General features: G+C 66.4%; 18 protein-coding genes. 11 read left to right on the top strand and 7 right to left on the bottom strand.

Going from position 1 to position 18,866, the window contains the following annotated elements; translation table 11 throughout:
• The first annotated feature begins 102 nt into the window (after positions 1–102).
• Complete coding sequence (locus tag GSQ87_RS01110; RefSeq protein WP_158912731.1) at positions 103–2,040, top strand: type IV secretory system conjugative DNA transfer family protein; 1,938 nt, start codon at positions 103–105, stop codon at positions 2,038–2,040.
• Entirely contained in the window at positions 2,040–2,993 is a 954-nt protein-coding gene (gene trbB / locus GSQ87_RS01105) for a P-type conjugative transfer ATPase TrbB (RefSeq protein ID WP_158912730.1), read from the top strand. The genes GSQ87_RS01110 and trbB overlap by 1 nt, the downstream gene beginning before the upstream one ends.
• Positions 2,994–3,002: 9 nt before the next feature.
• Here trbB and GSQ87_RS01100 read toward each other — a convergent pair whose 3' ends face one another.
• Positions 3,003–6,266, bottom strand: a complete 3,264-nt coding sequence (locus GSQ87_RS01100) for an error-prone DNA polymerase (protein ID WP_158912729.1) — start codon at positions 6,264–6,266, stop codon at positions 3,003–3,005.
• A gap of 28 nt (positions 6,267–6,294) precedes the next feature.
• On the opposite strand from GSQ87_RS01100, the gene GSQ87_RS01095 reads away from it, so the two are divergent.
• The gene (locus GSQ87_RS01095) at positions 6,295–7,092 is read left to right on the top strand and encodes a DNA-binding transcriptional regulator (RefSeq protein WP_158912728.1); all 798 of its coding nucleotides are present in this window, start codon (positions 6,295–6,297) and stop codon (positions 7,090–7,092) included.
• Between the two features lie 27 nt (positions 7,093–7,119).
• Here the strand turns inward: GSQ87_RS01095 and GSQ87_RS01090 are convergent, their stop codons facing one another.
• The 3 genes from GSQ87_RS01090 to GSQ87_RS01080 all read right to left on the bottom strand — a co-directional run bounded on the left by GSQ87_RS01090 (position 7,120) and on the right by GSQ87_RS01080 (position 10,286).
• Positions 7,120–8,649: a DNA polymerase Y family protein gene (locus GSQ87_RS01090; protein ID WP_158912727.1), complete on the bottom strand. Its 1,530-nt coding sequence runs from the start codon at positions 8,647–8,649 to the stop codon at positions 7,120–7,122.
• Positions 8,564–9,325, bottom strand: coding sequence for an ImuA family protein (locus GSQ87_RS01085; protein ID WP_158912726.1), 762 nt, complete (start codon positions 9,323–9,325; stop codon positions 8,564–8,566). The genes GSQ87_RS01090 and GSQ87_RS01085 overlap by 86 nt, the downstream gene beginning before the upstream one ends.
• A 97-nt stretch (positions 9,326–9,422) precedes the next feature.
• Positions 9,423–10,286, bottom strand: a complete 864-nt coding sequence (locus GSQ87_RS01080; protein ID WP_158912725.1) for a hypothetical protein — start codon at positions 10,284–10,286, stop codon at positions 9,423–9,425.
• 87 nt (positions 10,287–10,373) lie between these two features.
• Between GSQ87_RS01080 and GSQ87_RS01075 the strand changes: the two genes are divergently transcribed.
• On the top strand, positions 10,374–10,769 hold the full coding sequence (locus GSQ87_RS01075; RefSeq protein WP_158912724.1) for a hypothetical protein: 396 nt from the start codon (positions 10,374–10,376) through the stop codon (positions 10,767–10,769).
• A 7-nt stretch (positions 10,770–10,776) separates the two neighbouring features.
• On the opposite strand, the gene GSQ87_RS01070 is transcribed toward GSQ87_RS01075, so the two are convergent.
• Positions 10,777–11,538, bottom strand: coding sequence for an SOS response-associated peptidase family protein (locus GSQ87_RS01070; protein ID WP_216838902.1), 762 nt, complete (start codon positions 11,536–11,538; stop codon positions 10,777–10,779).
• Between the two features lie 70 nt (positions 11,539–11,608).
• Between GSQ87_RS01070 and GSQ87_RS01065 the strand changes: the two genes are divergently transcribed.
• Complete coding sequence (locus GSQ87_RS01065; RefSeq protein ID WP_158912723.1) at positions 11,609–12,544, top strand: hypothetical protein; 936 nt, start codon at positions 11,609–11,611, stop codon at positions 12,542–12,544.
• Between the two features lie 38 nt (positions 12,545–12,582).
• Positions 12,583–12,765 (top strand): hypothetical protein, encoded by a 183-nt coding sequence (locus tag GSQ87_RS01060; RefSeq protein ID WP_158912722.1) that lies wholly within the window; start codon positions 12,583–12,585, stop codon positions 12,763–12,765.
• Positions 12,766–12,831: 66 nt separating this feature from the next.
• Here the strand turns inward: GSQ87_RS01060 and GSQ87_RS01055 are convergent, their stop codons facing one another.
• On the bottom strand, positions 12,832–14,115 hold the full coding sequence (locus tag GSQ87_RS01055; RefSeq protein ID WP_158912721.1) for a HEPN/Toprim-associated domain-containing protein: 1,284 nt from the start codon (positions 14,113–14,115) through the stop codon (positions 12,832–12,834).
• Between the two features lie 62 nt (positions 14,116–14,177).
• A complete protein-coding gene (locus GSQ87_RS01050) occupies positions 14,178–14,624 on the bottom strand; it encodes a hypothetical protein (protein WP_158912720.1) in 447 nt (148 codons plus the stop codon).
• A gap of 266 nt (positions 14,625–14,890) precedes the next feature.
• On the opposite strand from GSQ87_RS01050, the gene GSQ87_RS01045 reads away from it, so the two are divergent.
• From GSQ87_RS01045 to dinB, 5 genes are all read left to right on the top strand, one after another.
• The gene (locus GSQ87_RS01045; protein WP_254062691.1) at positions 14,891–15,682 is read left to right on the top strand and encodes an exodeoxyribonuclease III; all 792 of its coding nucleotides are present in this window, start codon (positions 14,891–14,893) and stop codon (positions 15,680–15,682) included.
• A gap of 119 nt (positions 15,683–15,801) precedes the next feature.
• Positions 15,802–16,020, top strand: coding sequence for a hypothetical protein (locus GSQ87_RS22610; RefSeq protein WP_254062686.1), 219 nt, complete (start codon positions 15,802–15,804; stop codon positions 16,018–16,020).
• Positions 16,021–16,029: 9 nt separating this feature from the next.
• Complete coding sequence (locus GSQ87_RS01035; RefSeq protein WP_216838898.1) at positions 16,030–16,659, top strand: GIY-YIG nuclease family protein; 630 nt, start codon at positions 16,030–16,032, stop codon at positions 16,657–16,659.
• Entirely contained in the window at positions 16,656–17,939 is a 1,284-nt protein-coding gene (locus tag GSQ87_RS01030; protein WP_158912718.1) for a hypothetical protein, read from the top strand. Before GSQ87_RS01035 ends, GSQ87_RS01030 begins: the two co-directional genes overlap by 4 nt.
• A gap of 275 nt (positions 17,940–18,214) precedes the next feature.
• Positions 18,215–18,866, top strand: a 652-nt coding sequence (gene dinB / locus GSQ87_RS01025; protein ID WP_158912717.1) for a DNA polymerase IV, incomplete at its 3' end; no start/stop codon positions are given.

Genomic DNA, 18,866 nt, shown 5'->3' with positions numbered 1-18,866 from the left:
GTTAGCGGGAAGCCGCCGCCAAGCCGAGGGAGCCGGCGCACCCGCAGGGCTGCGGGTTGCGAACTTAGCCGAAGGCGGGTCCGCTGGCGACGGAGGTCGATCATGGCGGCGAAACCCGCGCGCGTGCTCATCGGCGCGGCGGCCTTGCTGCTCGTGGCCGGGATCGTCGCCACCCAGACGGTGGCGGCGCGCTTCCACTATCCGATCGAGTTCGGCGGCGGCCTGATCGACGTCGCTCGCCAGCGGATCTACGCGCCCTGGAGCTTCCTGGTCTGGTACGGCCGCTATCAGAAGGCCTACTCCCATGCCTTCGACGGCGCCGCCTTGGCGGGCTTCGCCGTGATCGCCCTGCCATGCCTGGTTCTGATCGCGCGCTCCCGCCGCAGCCGCCCAACGCCTTCGGCCTTCGGCCAGGGGGCTTGGGCGCAGCTGGCCGACGTGCGCCGCGCCGGCTTCATCCGGCCTGATGGCGCGCCGGCCGGCCGTGTGCTCGGCCGGTTCGAGGGCAAGCTCCTCACTTACCAGGGGGTCGAGCACGGGATCATCGTCGCCCCGTCGCGCTCGGGGAAAGGCGCCGGCCACGTGGTGCCGACCGCCTGCGCCTGGGCCCAGAGCGCGATGATCTACGACCGCAAGGGCGAGCTGTGGCACATCACAGCGGACCATCGCCGCCGCTTCAGCCACACCTTCTACTTCGCCCCCACGGACCCGGACACGGCCCGCTGGAACCCGCTGTTCGAGGTCAGGAAGGGGCCGTTGGAGATTGCCGACATCCAAAACCTGGTCGGGATCCTGGTCGATCCCCTCGGCGCCAAGCAAGGCGCCTTGGACTTTTGGGACAAGAGCGCCAAGGCCTTCTTCGTCGCCGTCATCCTGCACGTCCTCTACTCGGCGCCGGACGACAAGAAAAACCTGACCCACGTCCGCCAGCTCTTGATGAACATCGAGCCGACGCTGGACGCCATGCTGAGCACCCAGCATCGCTACAAGCCGGACCTGTCGGCGCCGGGCGTGCTGGAGCACGATGCGCGCGGCGAGCCGATCCCCGAGGTGCATCCGGAAGTATGGATGGGCGCCACAGCTTTCCGAGGCATGGACGACCGGGTCAGCTCCAACGTGCTGTCGACCGCCCAGACGGCGCTGGAGCTGTTCGCCGACCCCTTGGTGGCGCGGGCCACCAGCTGGTCGGACTTCTGCCTGGGCGACCTTGTCTGCGCCGAGGCGCCGGTCAGCTTTTACTTGATCACCCCCCAGGCCCACGCCGACCGGCTGGCCTTCCTGGTCCGGGTGATGCTGCGCGCCACGTTCAACAGCCTGATGGAGGACGCGCACCTGGACAGCCGCGGCCGCGCGAAGAAGCACCATCTGCTGCTGCTGCTGGACGAGTTTCCCAAGCTGGGCGCCTTGCCGTTCATCGAAAATGGGCTGGGCGAAATGGCTGGCTACGGCCTGACCGCGCACCTGGTCTGCCAAAGCTTCAACGACGTCTACAAGGCCTACGGCCAGAACACCTCGCTGTTCGACAACATGCACGTGACCTGCTGCTTCGCCACTTCCGAGCCGAACAGCATCCGCGGGATCGTCACCCGGGCGGGACGGGCCACGGAGATGCGTGAAAGCTTCAGCGCGCCGTCGACGATTTTCGGGCGCGCTCACTACAGCCGTTCCCTGAGCGAGCAGCGGCGCGAGATCTTGTCGGAGAACGATGTGCGCGAGCTGCCCGCCACCCAGCAGCTGCTGTTCGTCAACAACACCAAGCCGATCCTCGCCGACAAGCTGCGCTACTACGAGGACCCCTGGTTCAAGACGGTGACGACAGACTATTTCCACGGCAAGCGCGCTAGCGTGCGCCAGACCCCCGAAGCCCTCGACGTCCCCGCTCGCCCGCCAATCGACTGGATCGGGGTGCGCCCCGTCGGCGCCGTCGTGCGCGCCGCCACGGCGGCGGACGCCGCTGGCGCCGAGGCGCCGGATGACGGCGCCTTCCAGGCGGCGCTACGACCGCTGGACGACGGCGGACTGACGATGGGCCGCATCTGATGCCCCAGACCCACCCGCAGGTGGTCGATCGCAAAGCTGAAGCGCTTCGCCAAGCGATGGGCCCGGTAATCGCCTCGGCCTTGGCCGAACCGCGCGTTGTGGAGGTGATGGTCAATCCGGACGGCAAGATCTGGGTCGACCGGGTGGGGGAGGGCCGGCGCTATTCGGGCGAGACCCTTGGCGCCGACGACGCCGAACGCATTCTGCGCCTGCTGGCCGACCATAGCGGGGAGGTGGTTACCCGCGATCGGCCGCGCGTCAGCGCGACCCTGCCAGTGACGGGCGACCGCTTCCAGGGCGAGTTCATGCCCCTGGTTACGGCGCCATCGTTCGCCATCCGCAAGCGCCCGGAGCTGGTCTTCACCCTGGACGACTATCTGCGCGACGGGGTGATGGACGCGGGCCAGGCCCAGCAGATCCGCGCGGCCTTGGTGGCACGCGAAAACCTGCTCATTGCGGGCGGCACAGGAAGCGGCAAGACCACCTTGGCCAATGCGCTTTTGGCCGAACCGGCGTTTGCAGAGGACCGGGTCGTGCTCATCGAAGATACGGCGGAGCTGCAGTGCTCGGCGGCCGACAAGGTGGCGCTCCTGACCAAGCGCAGCGAGCCTGTGGTGACCATGACCGATCTGGTGCGTGACACCCTGCGCTTGCGGCCGGACCGGATCGTCATCGGCGAGGTGCGCGACGGCTCGGCGCTGGATCTCCTGAAGGCCTGGAACACTGGCCACCCGGGCGGATTGGCCACCATCCACGCCAACAGCGCGGATGAGGCGTTGACCCGGCTTGAGGACCTGATCGGCGAGGTGACCGCCCGGATCCCCTACCGCGCCATCGCCCAGGCGGTAAACCTGATCCTGTTCATCGAGCGCACGCCCTCGGGCCGGCGCCTGAAGGCCGCCAGGCGGGTCGTGGGATGGGGTGCAGACGGCTATGAAGTTGTGGATGCCTAGGGCCTCCGCCTATCGGAAATCCCGGGCTTTCTGCTTGAGCGTGTCGATGTGCAGATCGGGGACGTAGATGTCCCTCGCCGGTCGGGGGCCGCGAGGGTCCGGCCCGTTTGGGCCTCGGTGGCCTTCGTCGGCGCGGCTATGGGCGAGTGGGAAGGGCGCGTCGCGCTGGCCGAGACTGGACAGCATCGGCGTCAGGTCTTCCAGTTTATAGGCGATCAAGTGGACCACCTCGCCCTCTCGCTGAATGCGCCCGTCGATCATCAACATTGATCCGGTCAGGACAGTGCGCCGGTATTTCTCGAACACCTTCTCCCAGACCACTAGGTTGGTGACGCCGGTCTCGTCTTCGACGGTGATGAACATCACCCCCTTGGCCGAGCCCGGCCGTTGGCGCACCAGGACGATGCCAGCGGCCTTGAGGAAGCGGCCGTCGCGCGCGGTCGTGGCCTCGCCGCAGCTGACGATGCCGCGGGCCTTCAGCTCGGTGCGCAGGAAGCTGACCGGGTGGGCGCGCAGGCTGAGCCCCGTGGTCCCGTAGTCCTCCACCACCTCACGGCCGGCGGTCATGGGCTTTAGGGCCATGTCGGGTTCTGGCAGTTGGGCGAGATCTTCGCCGTCTGCGGCGAGGTCGAACAAGGGCAGGGGGGCCTCGCGCAGGCCCTTGATCGTCCAAAGCGCCTCGCGCCGGGCAAGCTTCAGGGCCGGTCGGAAGGCGTCAGCCTCGGCCAGGCGGTCCAGGGCCGATCGTGTGAGACCGGCGCGCCGCCAAAGCTCGGGCAAGGATTGGAACGGGGTTTCGTCGCGGCTCAGGACCAGCTTGGCGCCGTCGGCGTTGCGCAGGCCACGCACCATGCGCAGGCCTAGGCGCACGGCGAAGCGATCCTCACGGTCGGTGGGTTCCAAGGTGCAGTCCCAACGGCTGGCGTTGACGCAGACGGGCCGCACCTGGACGCCATGTTCACGCGCGTCGCGCACGATCTGGGCCGGTTCGTAGAAGCCCATGGGCTGGGCGTTGAGCAGGGCGGCGCAGAAGACATCGGGGTGGTGACACTTCAGCCAAGACGAGGCGTAGGCGATCAGGGCAAAGGAGGCGGCGTGGCTTTCAGGGAAGCCGTAGGAGCCGAAGCCCTCTAGTTGACTGAACGTCCGATCGGCGAACTCGGGCGTGTAGCCGCGCGCGATCATGCCGCCCACGAGCTTGTCCTTGAAGTGCGAGACGCCGCCGGTGAATTTGAAGGTGGCCATGGCGCGGCGCAGCTGGTCGGCCTCGCCGGCGGTGAACCCGGCGCATTCTATGGCCACCCGCATGGCCTGTTCCTGGAAGAGCGGCACGCCTAGGGTCTTGCCGAGCACCCGCTCCAGCTCCGGGGTCGGATAGTCGACCGGCTCCTTGCCCTCGCGCCGGCGCAGATAGGGGTGCACCATGTCGCCCTGGATAGGACCCGGGCGCACGATCGCCACCTCGATGACCAGGTCGTAGAAGGTCTGGGGCTTGATGCGCGGAAGCATGGCCATCTGCGCGCGGCTCTCGATCTGGAAGACACCGAGGGTGTCGGCCTTCTGGATCATCCGGTAGGTGCGCCAGTCTTCGGCCGGGATGGTGGCCAGGTCGTGGTCGACGCCCTTGTGTGCGCGCAGCAGGTCCAGGCCGCGCTTCATGCAGCTCATCATGCCCAGCGCCAGGCAGTCGACCTTCATGAACTTGAGGGCGTCGATGTCGTCCTTGTCCCATTCGATGACCTGACGGTCGACCATGCGGGCCGGCTCGATCGGGACCAGCTCGTCCAGCCGGTCGCGGGTCAGGACGAAGCCGCCTGGATGCTGGGACAGGTGACGCGGCGTGCCGTGGAGTTCGCGCGCCAGCTCGAGCGTGCGGTTGAGACGCCAGTCGGCGGTGTCGAGGTTCAATTCCTTCGCGTGCTTGTCCTCAATGCCTTCCTTTGACCAGGCCCACGTCTGGCCCGATAGCGCCTTGATCATATCCTCGGGCAGGCCCAGCGCCTTGCCGACGTCGCGGATGGCGCCGCGGGCCCTATAGCGGATCACCGTCGAGCAGAGGGCCGCGTGGTCGCGGCCGTAGGTCTCGAACACCCACTGCATGACAATCTCGCGCCGCTCGTGCTCGAAGTCGACGTCGATGTCGGGCGGTTCTTTGCGCTCCTGGCTGATGAAGCGCTCGAACAGCAGGTCATTGCGGTCGGGGTCGATGGAGGTGATGCCGAGCACGTAGCAGACCGCGGAATTGGCGGCCGAGCCGCGCCCCTGGCAGAGGATGTCGCGGCTGCGGGCGAACCGGACGATGGAGTTCACGGTCAAGAAGTACGGGGCGTAATCCAAGGACTCGATCAGGCCGAGTTCGTGCTTCAGTAGCCGGATCACCTTGGGCGGCAGTCCTTCGGGGTAGCGCCGCGCGGCCCCTTCCCAGGTCAGCTTGGCCAAGGTCTCCTGCGGCGTCTCGCCAGGTTCGGAGACCTCGTCGGGGTACTGGTAAGCCAACTCCTCCAGGCTGAAGCGCAGGCGGTCCGCCAGGGCGACGGTGCGGGCCAGGGCCTCGGGGTAGGCTCGGAACAGGCGTGCCATCTCCGCCGGAGGCTTCAGGGCGTTGCCGTCCTGGCTTTCGCGGCGAAGGCCCAGCTCATCGACGGTGCATTTGAGACGGGTGCAGGCCATCACGTCCTGCAGCGGCTGGCGGGCCGGTTCGTGGAAGAGGACGTTGTTGGTGACAATGGTTGCGACCCCAGCCGCGAGCGCGAGGTTGGAGAGGGTGTGAAGCCGCAAGGCGTCACCTGGCCGGTATCGGCGCGACAGGGCCAAGTAGGCGTTGTCGCCATAGGTCTGGCGCAGGCGCTTTAGGCGCAGCGCGCAAAGCGCGTCGGCCTCGATGGTGATGAGGACTGCGGCCGAGCCCTCGGCGTAGTGGGCGAGATCGGGCCAGTCGATCTTGCAGGCGCCCTTGCCGCCGCGGGACTTGCCCAGGGACAGCAGACGGCAAAGGCGACCGTAGCCAGCCCGGTCCAGGGGGTAGATCAGGATTCCCGTGCCATCGGTAAGATCGAGGCGGCAGCCGACGATCAGGCGCACGCCCGTGACCTTGGCGGCCTCATGGGCGCGGACGATGCCGGCGATCGAGTTGTGATCGCAGACCGCCAACGCCTCAATGCCGCACAGGGCAGCCTGGCTGAACAGCTCCTCGCAGCTGGAGGCGCCGCGTAGGAAGCTGAAGTGGGAGGTCACCTGCAGCTCGGCGTACCGGACATTCTGGCCAGTTGTCATAGGACAGAATGTCCGATATGGTCCGGACATGATGTCCAGCGTCGAGTTTGTCGAGCACTTGTCCGTCTTGCGGTTATCTCAGGCCGAGGCGTCTCAGCTGCTTGGCATTTCGGACCGGACGCTGCGGCGTTGGGCGGAGGGGGAGAGTGTCCCGGGACCGGTCGAAGCGGCCTTGCGGGCCTGGCGCAGCCTTGATCAGCGGCAATTGCCTTGGAAACCGGACACCATGTCTCTGCTCGCAAATGATCAGGATCAGATGGAACGCATGGAAGCTTACGACCGAGACTTGGCGCAGGTTCTGATAGAGGTCGAGGCGCGTGGCGGCCCCGCCAACCCTTGGACCGTCGACTTGGCCAAGGACACCGCCTCGTTCGGACCCGCCGAGGTAGGGTTCTACCGTTTACGGAACGGCGGGTTCTCTCCGACCACTTATCGACGGCGCGACCGCACGCCCAGCATCGACGATAACCCGGACATTCAGGATGCGGTCTATTGGATCGCCGACTCCTTCTCCAAGGCGCGGGCCTCAAACAAGGCGCTGATCGCCATTGCCGACTACGTCCGGCGTCACGCTGCGACAACTGTTCGCGATGGGCCAGCTCTGGCCACGCCGGCGGACAAGGCTCGCACCACCCAGCACGTCGCCTTAATCGCCGATGAGTTGGACGCGCTCGCGGTGTCGGCCCTGGACGGGAAAGCGCGCTATGCGCAGTTCGAAGGTCTGCTCGGCCAGCTGCACCGTCTCGGCTTCTTTCCCGAAATCTCGCTCGTGTCCGGCGTCGCTCAGAGCATGGTTGGCCTGCCTCGCTCTGCGTTGAACCAATAAACACCTCTGCGCGATGGGGTTTGGTCCTCATCCGAACAGCCCGTGCATGTACCAGCTGAGGTCGCCGGACGGCGCCCACTCGCCGTCGCCCCGGCGGAACACCCAGAAGCGCTCGCCGCTGTCGGTCTCGAGCTGAAAGTAGTCGCGGCAGGCCCAGAGCTCGCCGGGCTGGCGCCACCACTCGCCATGCACTCGTTCGGGCCCGTCGGCGCGGAGCACCCGCCGCCGCTGGCCGCGCCAGGTGAAGGCGGTCGGCGGCTGGTCAGGCAGCAGCGCCATAGCGGTGACCGGCTCGGGCTTGGCCAGCAGGCGGGTGGGCCGGGGCCAGTTGAGCGGCCAGGCCAACTCGGAGGCCGGGGCGCTCGGCGTCACCATCCGCACCGAGCGCTCGGGCACGAAGCTGTCGCCGGGGTCCAGACGATAGAGTCGCCCCGAACGCCCCAGGCGATTGGCCAGGGTGTCGATCAAGTCGCTGACATCCGGCGCGGCCGTGGTGGTCAGGTCGTTGGCTTGGGGCTTCCATACCAGAGGTTCGGTCGCGATGGCGGCCAACACCATCTGTTCTACCCCAAATCCCGGATCAATGGTCTCGATCTTGTCGCATAGCAGGCGCGACAGGCGTTTGAGATCGCGGATCGGCTTGGCGGTGGCGACGCGAACCGCCTCGATGCGGTTGTCGACCCGATAGAAGCGCAGGTCGGCGATGCGGACCCCAAGGCCGCGGTCTTCCAGGGCAGCGCAGAGGGCCTCGACCAGCTTGATCGTATATCGGGCCAGGGTCTCGGGCGCGCCGATCGGCTCGGGTGCAAAGGCGCGGCGGACCTGGACCAGCTCGGGCGCCTCAACGGGCTCAATTGGCTCGGCGGAGCGACCGTAGGCTTGGTCGAGCCGGCGGATGACCTCGGGTCCGAAGCGATGGACGAGCGGCGCGCGAGCGCTGGCTTCCAGCTCGCCGACGATGTCGAAGCCGACCTTGGAGAGGCCATCGATGGTCTCGTAGGGCAGGCGCAGCGCCCGCGTGGGTAGATGGGCCATCGCGCGGCCGCTGTCGGCGCTATCGGCGATGATGGTCGGGTTGGCGACGTAGCGGGCCAAGGCGTGGGCCGAGCCCCAGCTGCCGCTCATCGCCGCTCGGGCGGCCACGTCGACCTCGGCCAAGCGGCGGACCAAGTCCTTCAAGTAAGCGGCTTCGCCCCCCTTGAGGTGGGCGGCGCCGGTGGCGTCGATCACCAGGCCATCAGGCGGGTCCGGCGCGACTATCGGGGAAAATGTCTTGAGGGCCCAGAGGGCCAGTTTTTCCAAGCCTTCGCGATCGCCCTCCAAATCCGCGTCCTGGATGATCAGCTCGGCCGCTACGGCCTGGGCCCGGGCGGCCGCAGCGCCGGGGTAGATTCCGAGTCCCCTGGCGGCGTCATTGGCCGCCAGCACCAGCCGCTTAGATCCTGAGCGACCGATCAGGACGACGGGGGCCTCAGCCGGCGGCGCGTCTTTCCCAAGACGGCGCCGCCATCGGTCCGTCGGCCACGTCGGCAGGTAGAGCGAGACGACCCGCCGCATCACAAGCTTCCAATTCGAACTCCGCACGCTCGCCCGCCTTGCAGCGGATGAGCTCAATGAACCATCGCGCCCGGCCGACCCCCGTGGTCGGCAGGGGCGAAGAGGGCAGGGGGCTGACCCGCCAGCGGGTGTTGGCCGCTGTCGGTTGGCCGAAGTCGGCCGCGTCGGCTTGGCGACGCCAGCGCCGCACGACAATCCCCAGGGTGGACCCGGTCTCGGCCGCCAGCTGCAGGCGCCGCGAGGCGGTCTGGGAGAGGCGCGAAACCTCACCCACCACGGCGCCGAGGCCGCCGTGCCGCAGGCCTTCCTCGCAGCAGGCCAGGACGGTCTTCTCGTCGCCGGCCTCCAGGAAAATCACCCTTTCCGGCGCCAGGCCCGCCTGAAAGAGGGCCGGGGCGAACAGATCCGCGCGGGTGACGCACCAGAGCACTTGGCCGACTGTCCGCGCGGCGAGGCCGGCGGCGAACAGCGCCGAGGCTGCGCCATCCACCGCGCCGGACCCGCCGCCGGCGACCTCGTGTAGGGCGCCGAGCGGCAGCCCCCCGCCGGGGAGGCGGGCATCGAGGTCCGCAACCCCGAAGGGGAGCACCCCCTTGCCCACGCGCCCACCCGCCTCAATCTTGGCGATCTCGGTGCGGAGCGCATCAAAGGCGCGATGGGCGGGGTCTGCGAGCATAGGCTCCGGAGCGGCGGGTCAGGGTTCATGTTCCTTATTTGTTCCGCCCGAGACGTCATGGAGTCAAGCGCGATGTCAGCTTGTCCACGGGGCTGAACTAGGCGAGCAGCGCCAATCGGCCGTCCGGACCCACTTCGACCGGGTCTTTCCAGAAGTCGATGAGCACCGGCTCGGACGTCACAAGACTTGTTGCGCAATGGTCTTCGGGCAACAGGTCGGTCAGAAACAGGCAGATCGGCGTCATCAGCGGTTTGCCGAGTTCAGCGAACACGATTTCGATCTTCACCTCGAGCCACCGGTCCCGGTTGCTGAAGCCGGCAAAGAGCCGTGCTTTGTGCCCAGACGGCATCGTGATCGAGGATCCGTGCATCACCGAGAGCGCATGAAGAGCGACAAAGGTGCGCGCCTGCGCCAGTCTCGCCTGCTCTAAAGGCTCAATCAGGCCGACCCGGATAAGCAGCCTGCCGAGTTCATCGATCAATTGATCGGCCGAAAAGGCCGGCCGCCAGACGAAGCGATTACCGAGATAGTCCAGCGCTCGGGCCTCAGCCTCGGACATGGAGTGGCCGCGACCGATCTTTTCCAGCGCGCTCTCGACGCGCTTGCGCGCCCGGGCGCGCCCGCACCCGCACCCCGCCTTGACCTGGTCTTCGGTGGCCAGGCGCAGATTGGCGTCGGCGGCGCGGCCGAGATCAGCCAAAGTGGCCTTCAGGCCGCGCATCGCCATGCTCCAGACGTCGACGCTGGTGAACACGTCCCGGCCGACCTGAGTGATCAGGCCTTTGTCGCGCGTGTCGCGGTGGGCGACGAAGTCGCCGATTTCCCGCACAGCGTCAAAGCCGCGGGCCCGGGCGCGTATGCCGAGGTACAACCGGTCCAGGTCGCCGACCCGATGATCGCCATTGAGAAGGCGCCGGGCCCGCCGCTGCAAATCCTCGTCAAACAGCGTGGTGGTGGTCATGCGTGGCGGTGGACTCTGGGACGGCGTGGACTATATTCGGGTTCATCGTTTGTTCCGGCCTCGGCCGAGGAGATTAAAGAGCATCGCATGGGCTTGGCTGTGCAGAATACGGATATCCGCGAGACGGAGACCATTCCGGCCGGCCGACCGACGCAGCTGAAGCGGCGACCGGAAAAGGAAATCCGCAGCTTCAGGCCTTGGATGATCGGCGCCGACACGATCGGGACCTTGCTCGATAACGGCTGGTCGCTGGGGATTTGCTGCCGCGACTGCCCGCGGACCATCGAGATGAAGCCCGAGGCCATCGCCGAGCGCTTCGGCGCCTATCGCCACCTGAAACTGATCGACCTGCTGCCGAAGCTCGTCTGCGGCGAGCCGGCGGGCTGCGGTTCGCACGACATGGTGCTGTTTCCGTGGGCGGTGAAGCCGAGCGCCATCAAGCCCGAGCCGGAGGCGCTTCTCGCCGCCGAGCTGCCCTTCTGAGGTCTGGCTAAAGGAGCAGGCCCTCCGGCTCCCTCTTTGGCGGCGCCGGCACGATCACCAGGGCGCCGTCCTCCATCGGCCGCTGCAGGTGCTTGACCTCGTCCCAGGGCGCGCCGCTCAGCCACAGGTCGCGGTCCTTGGCTGTGGTGAGGATCACCGGCATGGCCTTGCGGTGATAGGTCTTGACCGGTTCGGCCGCGTCCGTGGTCAAGAAGCCGTAGGCCTCGATCTCCTCCCAGCCCTTGCTCTTCATCCGGACGCAGGCATGGGGTGTCCAGATTCCGGCGAAGAAGGCGAGCGGCTGATCTTCGGCCAAAGCGAACCAGATCGGTTTGCGGGTCTGCTCGAAGTCCTGGTCCGGCTCGCTGAAGCTGGTGAAGGGCACCAGGCAGCGGTTGGCGGCGCCGAGCCAGGGCGCCCAATGGGCATTCGTCCGGCCGGTCGTGGGGCTGGTGGTGTTACGGACGTTGGTGGTGCCTTTGTCGGGCTCCATCTTCAGCAGCTCGGCGAACTCGAACTCGGTGCCCTTCTTGCGAAGGCCGTCGGCGCGCTTGGTTGCTGCATCCATCAGCGCCTTCTTCGAGCTGGGCATTCCCCAGCGCAGGTCGCGCATCTCCCTCTGACCGTCTTCTCCGACAAGGACGACGGGGGCTGGGTAGTCCGGGTAGACGCCTGGGCTTGGCGGTTGATTGTTGTTCTTGTCGCGCATAGCGCCGGCTGCGGTGGCCGCCTCGGCTCGGGCGCGCATCATGGCGTAGAGATTACACACGCGCGCTCGCCTCCATGATCGCTTGGGTTCATTGAAAGATTACGGCGGGAGAAAGTCAAAGGCGACCATGGTGGAACACTACGTCCAGCTCGATCACCTGAATGGTCGGATCGGAACTTGGGAGTTCACGGACCGAGACTGTGTCCGGATCGACACTACGCCCGGGCGCGGCGGCATGTATCACTTCACAGCGCCGGACGGGGTCGACCTGTGGGACTTCATCGGTGAGAAATGCGCCTGGTTCCGGGAGGGGCCGAACGCGACATTCCAAAAGTTGGACCTCGCTCCGGGCCAGTATCACCCGAGGATGGCGCGCCCTAGCGCGCCCGACATGCTTGGCGAGGTCGGCTTCTGTCCTGGCGAGGACGAGGACCGGATCGCGATCGCCAAAATCCGGGGTCAATTGTCGGTCCTCACCCGAACGCTAGAGGAGCTTTGCCAGACGGTGCATCCCGAGGGTGCGAACCTGGACGTCTACGGTCATGATATTCGCAACCTGCTGATACTCGCCTGCACCGAAGTCGAAGCGCACTGGCGCGGGATTTTACAGGCCAACGGCCTGAAGCCCGACCGGCCAAACACGGCCGACTACGTCAAGCTCTGCCGACCCATGCGGCTGACTGACTACGCGATCTCCATTGCCGCGTTCCCGTGGCTCGAGCCCATCGCCCCGTTTCGGACCTGGGGCGCCAGCGACAAGCCTAGCCAGGATTTGCCGTGGTATCAGGCCTACAACGACACCAAACATGACCGCGATGGCCGGTTCGCTCGGGCCACGCTGCGCAGTGCAATTGAAGCTGTGCTGGCCAGCGTGGTGATGGCGGTGGCGCAGTTCGGCCTCGAGCGCGCGTTGGGTGACGGCGCATTGCTCATCGCCAACTACACCTTCGTCGAGGCGCCGATGTGGAAGGTCGGCGAGATCTACACGCCAGCCTATGACGTTGCGGGCTGGCAATCGGTGGATTTCAAGTTTGCGCCCGCTGACCCATTGGCTGGGAACTCCTAGGCCACGCCCGGATTCTCCAGACCAAAGGAGCATCTGTCATGTCCAAGCGCGAAGAGATCGAGCCCAACCCCGGCGACAAACGCTACGTGCGCCGTGACGACCAAGGCCAGTTCAAGAGCGAGGTCGACGAAGGAAAATCACTCTCCGACGACGCTCGTCACAAGGCCAAGCACGACGCTGGGCCTGGCCAGGGCGACCGCGGCGACCATCACCGCCACTAACGGCTCCGATCGGACGGGCGCAGGCCCGCTACAGGGCGAACGCGGCCTGCTCGCCGTTGCCGCCGGTCAAAACTCACGCTGCAGCCGTGTCCAGGCCCGCAGCGAGGACGCTTCAGCCGCGCTTTCAACCAAATCGATGAGGTGGTCCCAAACACCGACCAGGTCGGCGAACTTGGTCCGCGCGTCGTCCCGATCAACAGCCTTGGCCAAGGCGGCGACGAAGGCTTTCATGACCTCGGCCTTCCCTTCGACCTCGCCCTGGTAGGTGTCGGCACCGGCGACATATCCGGTCCATCGGACTGGCCGGAGAGCACCATCGACGGCCAGGGCCTCGAGGCCGAGGTAAAGCTCGATTCCCGCAGCGAGGCCGTTGACGTCCATTTCGTGGCGGCCCTGCGGCCCTACCGTGGGGTAACGCTTCGCGGTCGAGCAGTCAGGCAAGCGCGTCACAATGATGTTGGGTGGCAAGGCTAATGCGGAGGCTTGCCGGAAGGCCTGAATGCCGGCCGCGTCGTTGTCGAAGATCGCGATCATCCGGTTGGTGATGTTCGCTGCGGCGAACGCTTTCAGGAATTTGACCAGATAGGCCGCGCCCCCGTCGACGGAGAGTTCGGCGTGATTGAAGAACGAGAAATAGTCGACCAGTTCAGGATGCAGCACAGGCAAAGTTGAGCGCAACACCATGATATCGGTACTGCCTTCGGCGAGGATGAGGGTGGGCGTGAGGGGGTTGTAAGAGGCAAAGACGCTTCGCCTCGCTTCAGCCTCGAGAGGACTTTCCGTCTCGTAGTAACCGGCCTCAACCACGTCCGTCATGTCGAGCGTGACCCACTGCACATCCACGCAAGCGTCGAGCATGGCCCGCAGCGAAAACAGCGATCCATAGGCGTCGAACGATAACCAGTCGTCCTGCAGCTCGCGCATGTGCCGGTCGATTTCATCGACGGGTTCACGCTCTGTGGCGTCGTGCAGATACCGGGTCGCCAGGACCTCGGGGACCCGGCGGCTCCATTCGGCTAGCGAAAGCGCTTGGGCGGCGGCGGAGACACCCTGGCCCCACCCGTCCTCAGCATAGCTGCCCCACGTCTCCCGGAGATCCTTGAGCCACGTTTCGAAGGATTCGATGGCGGCCTCGCGCGTCGCGCCGAGAAGGGCGAGACGGCGCAGGATCGTCTCGCGGGAAGCCTTGTACCGGAAGCTCGCGCACGCCTCCTCGTCGGATTCATCGCTGAGTCGGCGAGCCTGGTCACGGTCGCCTTCCTGAAAAAGCGCGGCAAAGTCGTCCGGCACGTAGGACTTCGCTGTGACGATCTCCATGTCGTCAAATTGGATGGCGCAGTAGCTTCCCATAGGCGTCGCGTAATCTCAGTGCAGCGGCAGCTGAATCGCTGCGTCGCCCCCGCTAGGTTGAACTAGCAGGTAATCTTGACGGCTCTCGCCCAGATATACGCGTCCGGCTTTTGCCCATCGTGCGTCCGCTTAAGCTCAGTCACCCGAAGGCACACGCCGCCGGCGTAGTTGGTGCGAATGGGCTGAGCGCCCCCTGCACCCTGCCGACCGATGTGAAGGCCGCTCCCAAGCGTCACCATGGTGGTGCCCGGAAGCTGATCCAATGCGGCCTCGGGGGCGGAGCCGCCGCTCCAGGCGGGGTGCTGGAAGGGTTCGCTCCCGAAGGTCCCACCCTTGATGGCGCCGATGTAGTACCAGGCGCCCGGGTCCGTGTGCATCTCGAACCAGGTGCGCGCCGTCGGGAAATACAATCCAACGAAGCCCGCGATGGCGAGGAGCAGGGCGACAAACTTTGCGATTTCGCCGAAATCTTTGATCAGGCCGATGAAGTTGTTCCAGTGGCGCTGCAACGGCGGGAGTGGCTCGGCCGGAGCCGGCTGAGGCGGCGCGGCGGCGGGCGCGGCGGGTGGTGCTCCAGCGGGTGCAGGCTCTGGGTCTGCACCAGGCTGCGGGTCCGCCGCTCCGAGGTCGGGTTCAGGTTTTGCATCTGACATCGAAGTGGACCTCTGAGCGGCGAAGACGGACTATCTCGTCAGTCTCCCGACGCAATCAACCGTAAAGCTGGGCGGGAACGAGGACAGCTTGTGAAGGTTCTGAATACTCGCGTTCATTGCGCGTGCTGAGCCGGCGCCCCGTGAAGTTCGCAACATTCAACATCAACAACGTCAATCGCAGGCTCAACAACCTGCTGGCCTGGCTGGGGGCGGCGCAGCCCGACGTCGTCTGCCTGCAGGAGCTGAAGTCCGAAGAGCTGGCCTTCCCGCTCGCTGAGATCGAGGCGGCCGGCTACGGCGCCGCCTGGGTCGGGCAAAAGACATGGAACGGGGTCGCCATCTTAGCGCGCGACACCGATCCGATCGTGACCCGCACCCGACTGCCGGGCGATCCCGCCGACAGCCAGGCGCGCTATCTCGAGGCGGCCGTGAACGGAGTCCTCGTCGCCTCGATCTACCTGCCCAATGGCAATCCGAACCCGGGTCCGAAGTTTGACTACAAGATGGCCTGGATGGAGCGGCTGCTCCTCCATACCGCGGCCCTGCTGGAGACGGGCGCGCCGGTCGTGCTGGCCGGCGACTACAATGTCGTTCCGACCGAGGCCGACATCTATCAGCCCAACAAGTGGGCCGGCGACGCCTTGGTCGACCCGGAGGCGCGTGAAGCCTTCCAGAGACTGTTGGGGCAGGGCTGGACCGATAGCCTACGCGCCATCCATCCCCAGGGGCCACTCTGGACCTTTTGGGCCTATCTCCGGAACCGTTGGCCGAACGACAAAGGACTGCGTCTCGATCACCTGCTGCTATCCCCGAACCTCGCTAAGCAACTGGTCGGTGCCGGCGTCGATCGCGCGGTTCGCGGCGTAGATGGCGCCAGTGACCACGCCCCGGCGTGGATTGAGCTTGACCGGTGAGGGGGGAGGGGCATCCCGTGACGCCGGATGGTCGGTATTTTGTCGTTCGCGGGCGCCTTTGGCGTCGGAGCAATCCTGCGCTGGAGGAGGACAATCGCTCGGCGCTCGTACACCGTTTGATGGCGGCGCGTCGGGCGGTCCGCGATGCGTTGACGCGGGAAGATCGCGAGGCCGAGGCAAAGGCTCGAGCCGAGGTCGACAACACCAAGATCGCCCTCGGCGAACGCGGCCCGGTCTGGTGGACGGACGGATCGCCGGATCTCAACCGCCACATGGCCAGGACCACGATCTATGCAGGCTGGCTGGCCAGCCTCGACCTGCCCCGTCCGCCCGGCTAGTGAACCGGCGTGGCTCAAACATCCGATCCCTTTCCCCGCGTTGCACTGTCCGAGACCTGGTCTCGGGAGGACCTTGTCGCGCGGCCCTGCCCAGCGCCGACAGTTGCGGGGGTCTACGCCTGGTTCTTTTCCCCCGTCCCCGTCGGCATCGATGCCAGTGGCTGCTACATCGTCGACGGCTGGACGCTGCTCTACGTGGGTATTTCGCCCAAGGAGCCGCCGACGAACGGCCGGGCGCCGTCGCGTTCGACCCTACGCCAGAGGCTGCGCACGCACTTCGCCGGCAACGCCGCCGGGTCGACACTGCGCAAAACGCTGGGCTGTCTTCTGGCTGACGAGCTCGGTATCGCCCTGCGCCGCGTCGGGAGCGGGGATCGCTACACCCTGACCAATCCCGGCGAGCAGCGCCTCGACGCCTGGATGGCTGACCATTGCCGCGTAGCCTGGCGGCCGGTCGCCGACCCCTGGCGTCTGGAGCGGGAGATTTTGGCCTCGGGTCTGCCACTGCCGCTCAACATCCGTGACAATCCCTGTCTGGCGCACACATCCGTCGTCCAGGCCGCGCGGGCGTCCGCCATGCGGTCCGCCGATGCGCTGCCGGTTATTGGAGACAGTGGCGGGCCCCGGCGAGCGCGATGAGCGCGTCGCCGGGCCTCGTCAGGCTACTTGAGGTGCTAGCTAGCCACCCGGCGCAGCGCGCGACCGCCTTTTCCGAACCAGACTTCGTGGCGTTGAGGGAATACGTCCAGGTCCGCTTCCCAGGGGTTGGCGCCAAGGACGGTCTTAACTTCGCTCTCAGCGCCGCCCTCGACCGACTGGGTGTCGGCCGTCGGCCTGGCGCGCAGCCCGCGGACGTCGCGAGGGCGGCGACGCGGTTGGAAGACGCCTTCCAGGCGACCCACATCGAGCGGGTCCACCTTTGCCCCCTGGACACCGCCGACGAGCTCCCCGACCTCCGCTTTGGTCCCAACAGCGTCACCTGCCTGTCCATGGAGGCGCTGCAGGAGGTGCTGGCGCCGATCGGCCCCGGCGCGGCGGCGGTCGATCCGCGCTTCACTGAGTTTCGCTGGCTTGTTGTTCGAGAGCGCGTCGCGATCGAACACGAGCCTGGCCGCCGCGCTTTTCCGCTCTTCTTCGACATGACGCAGGACTTCGCGCGGATCGAGCCCCATAAGCGCCGGTTCCCACTGGCGGTCGAGCAGGCGATTTTCGCGCTGCTGCTCGCCCCTTGGGAGGATCTGGTCGACCATGCCGACTTCGACTGGCGGGCCTTCCGGATCCCCTGGGTCTACACGGTGGAAGATGATCTTTTTGTCCGGCCAGCCGCCTTGGCGTCGGCCGACAGCCTGACCTGGGACACGCAGTTCCACGATGATGGGACTGCGGAGGGCGTGGAGTACGAGCGCCCGGCGGCCTACCGCTTCCAGCCGCCGATCGGCAGCCTCGACGGCGTGGTCAGTGACGAGCGCTGGCGCGCCGTCGAGCATGCTTTGGCGTCGGATCTGTTCTCGACCCCGGTTGTGCATTTTCTCGTCTCTGCGTTCCTGGGCGAGGGTATCGACGAGTTCATCGGCCACCTGACCGCGCTTGAGGCCAGCCTGGGCCTGCGCGCCGACATCTCGAGGGAGAAAGTTCTAAGCGCGCGGGTGAGTGCATTGCTTCAGGACTCCGCGGCCGCCGCGACCTACGGCGAGCTGTTCAATTTGCGCAGCGAGTATGTCCACGGTCGGTCGATGGAAGCGATTAGCGGGGCCGCGCGCGTCGCGGCGCGGCGCTTGGCCCGGCAGGTCGCCGACGCGCTTGTCCGGTCGGCTGCCGGGCTACCAGATGATCGACAGGCGTTCTTGCAGGGCCTTGCGCCGAGCAGACTACCCAAGACGCCGAAGGTTTTGAGGCTGAGCATTGCCCGGCCGCGCTAGTCGTCGCCCCAATTCTTGAGCGTAGCGGCTTTGGACAGCGGCTCGCCGTTCAGATCGACCCACACTGATCATTCGCGATCCCAGCTGACGGCGATCAACTGGGCGCCGCCTTCGAACCTGAACCAGCCGCGGATCACACGGCCGTCTTTGGGCGCGGTCTCGGCGGGGTGGGTGGCGATCATTGGCCCGTTGTAGGCTACCGAATCGTCAACGCCAGATCGGCTATCGCGCGAGCCAGATGTTTCGCCTTTGTTCTTGTGCTAGTTCTGGTCGTCATGACCGAGGCGCCAGTCCGCAAGATCATCCACGTCGACATGGACGCCTTCTATGCGTCGGTGGAACAGCGCGACGATCCGAGCCTGAAGGGAAAGCCGGTCGCGGTCGGCTACCCCGAGCGGCGCGGGGTCGTGGCGGCGGCGAGCTACGAGGCGCGTCAGTTCGGGGTGCGCTCGGCGTTGCCCTCGGTGACGGCGGTAAAGAAGTGCCCGGACCTCATTTTCAGACCGCCACGGTTCGACGTCTACAAGGCGGTCTCACGCCAGATCCACGAGATCTTCGCCGACTACACGCCGCTGATCGAGCCACTGTCGCTCGATGAGGCCTATCTTGACGTCACCGAGAACCTCCGCGGCATCGCGACAGCCTCGGCGACTGCCAAAGTAATCCGGGCGCGCATTCTGGAGGAGACCGGCCTGACGGCTTCGGCCGGCATCTCCTATTGCAAGTTCATCGCGAAGCTGGCCTCGGATTTTCGCAAGCCCAATGGCCAGTATGTGGTCCCGCCCGAAATGGGGCCGGCGTTCGTCGAAGCGCTGCCGGTCACCAAGTTCTACGGCGTCGGGCCGGTGACGGCGGCCAAGATGCACAGGCTGGGCATCCAGACTGGCGCTGACTTGCGCAACCAGTCGCTGGAATTCCTGCAGCACC

This window comes from Caulobacter sp. S45, from assembly GCF_009765965.1.
In the GTDB taxonomy this organism is placed as follows: domain Bacteria; phylum Pseudomonadota; class Alphaproteobacteria; order Caulobacterales; family Caulobacteraceae; genus CAHJWH01.
Note: the sequence above shows the minus strand (reverse complement) of the source record. Positions and strands in the feature narration are given on the sequence as shown.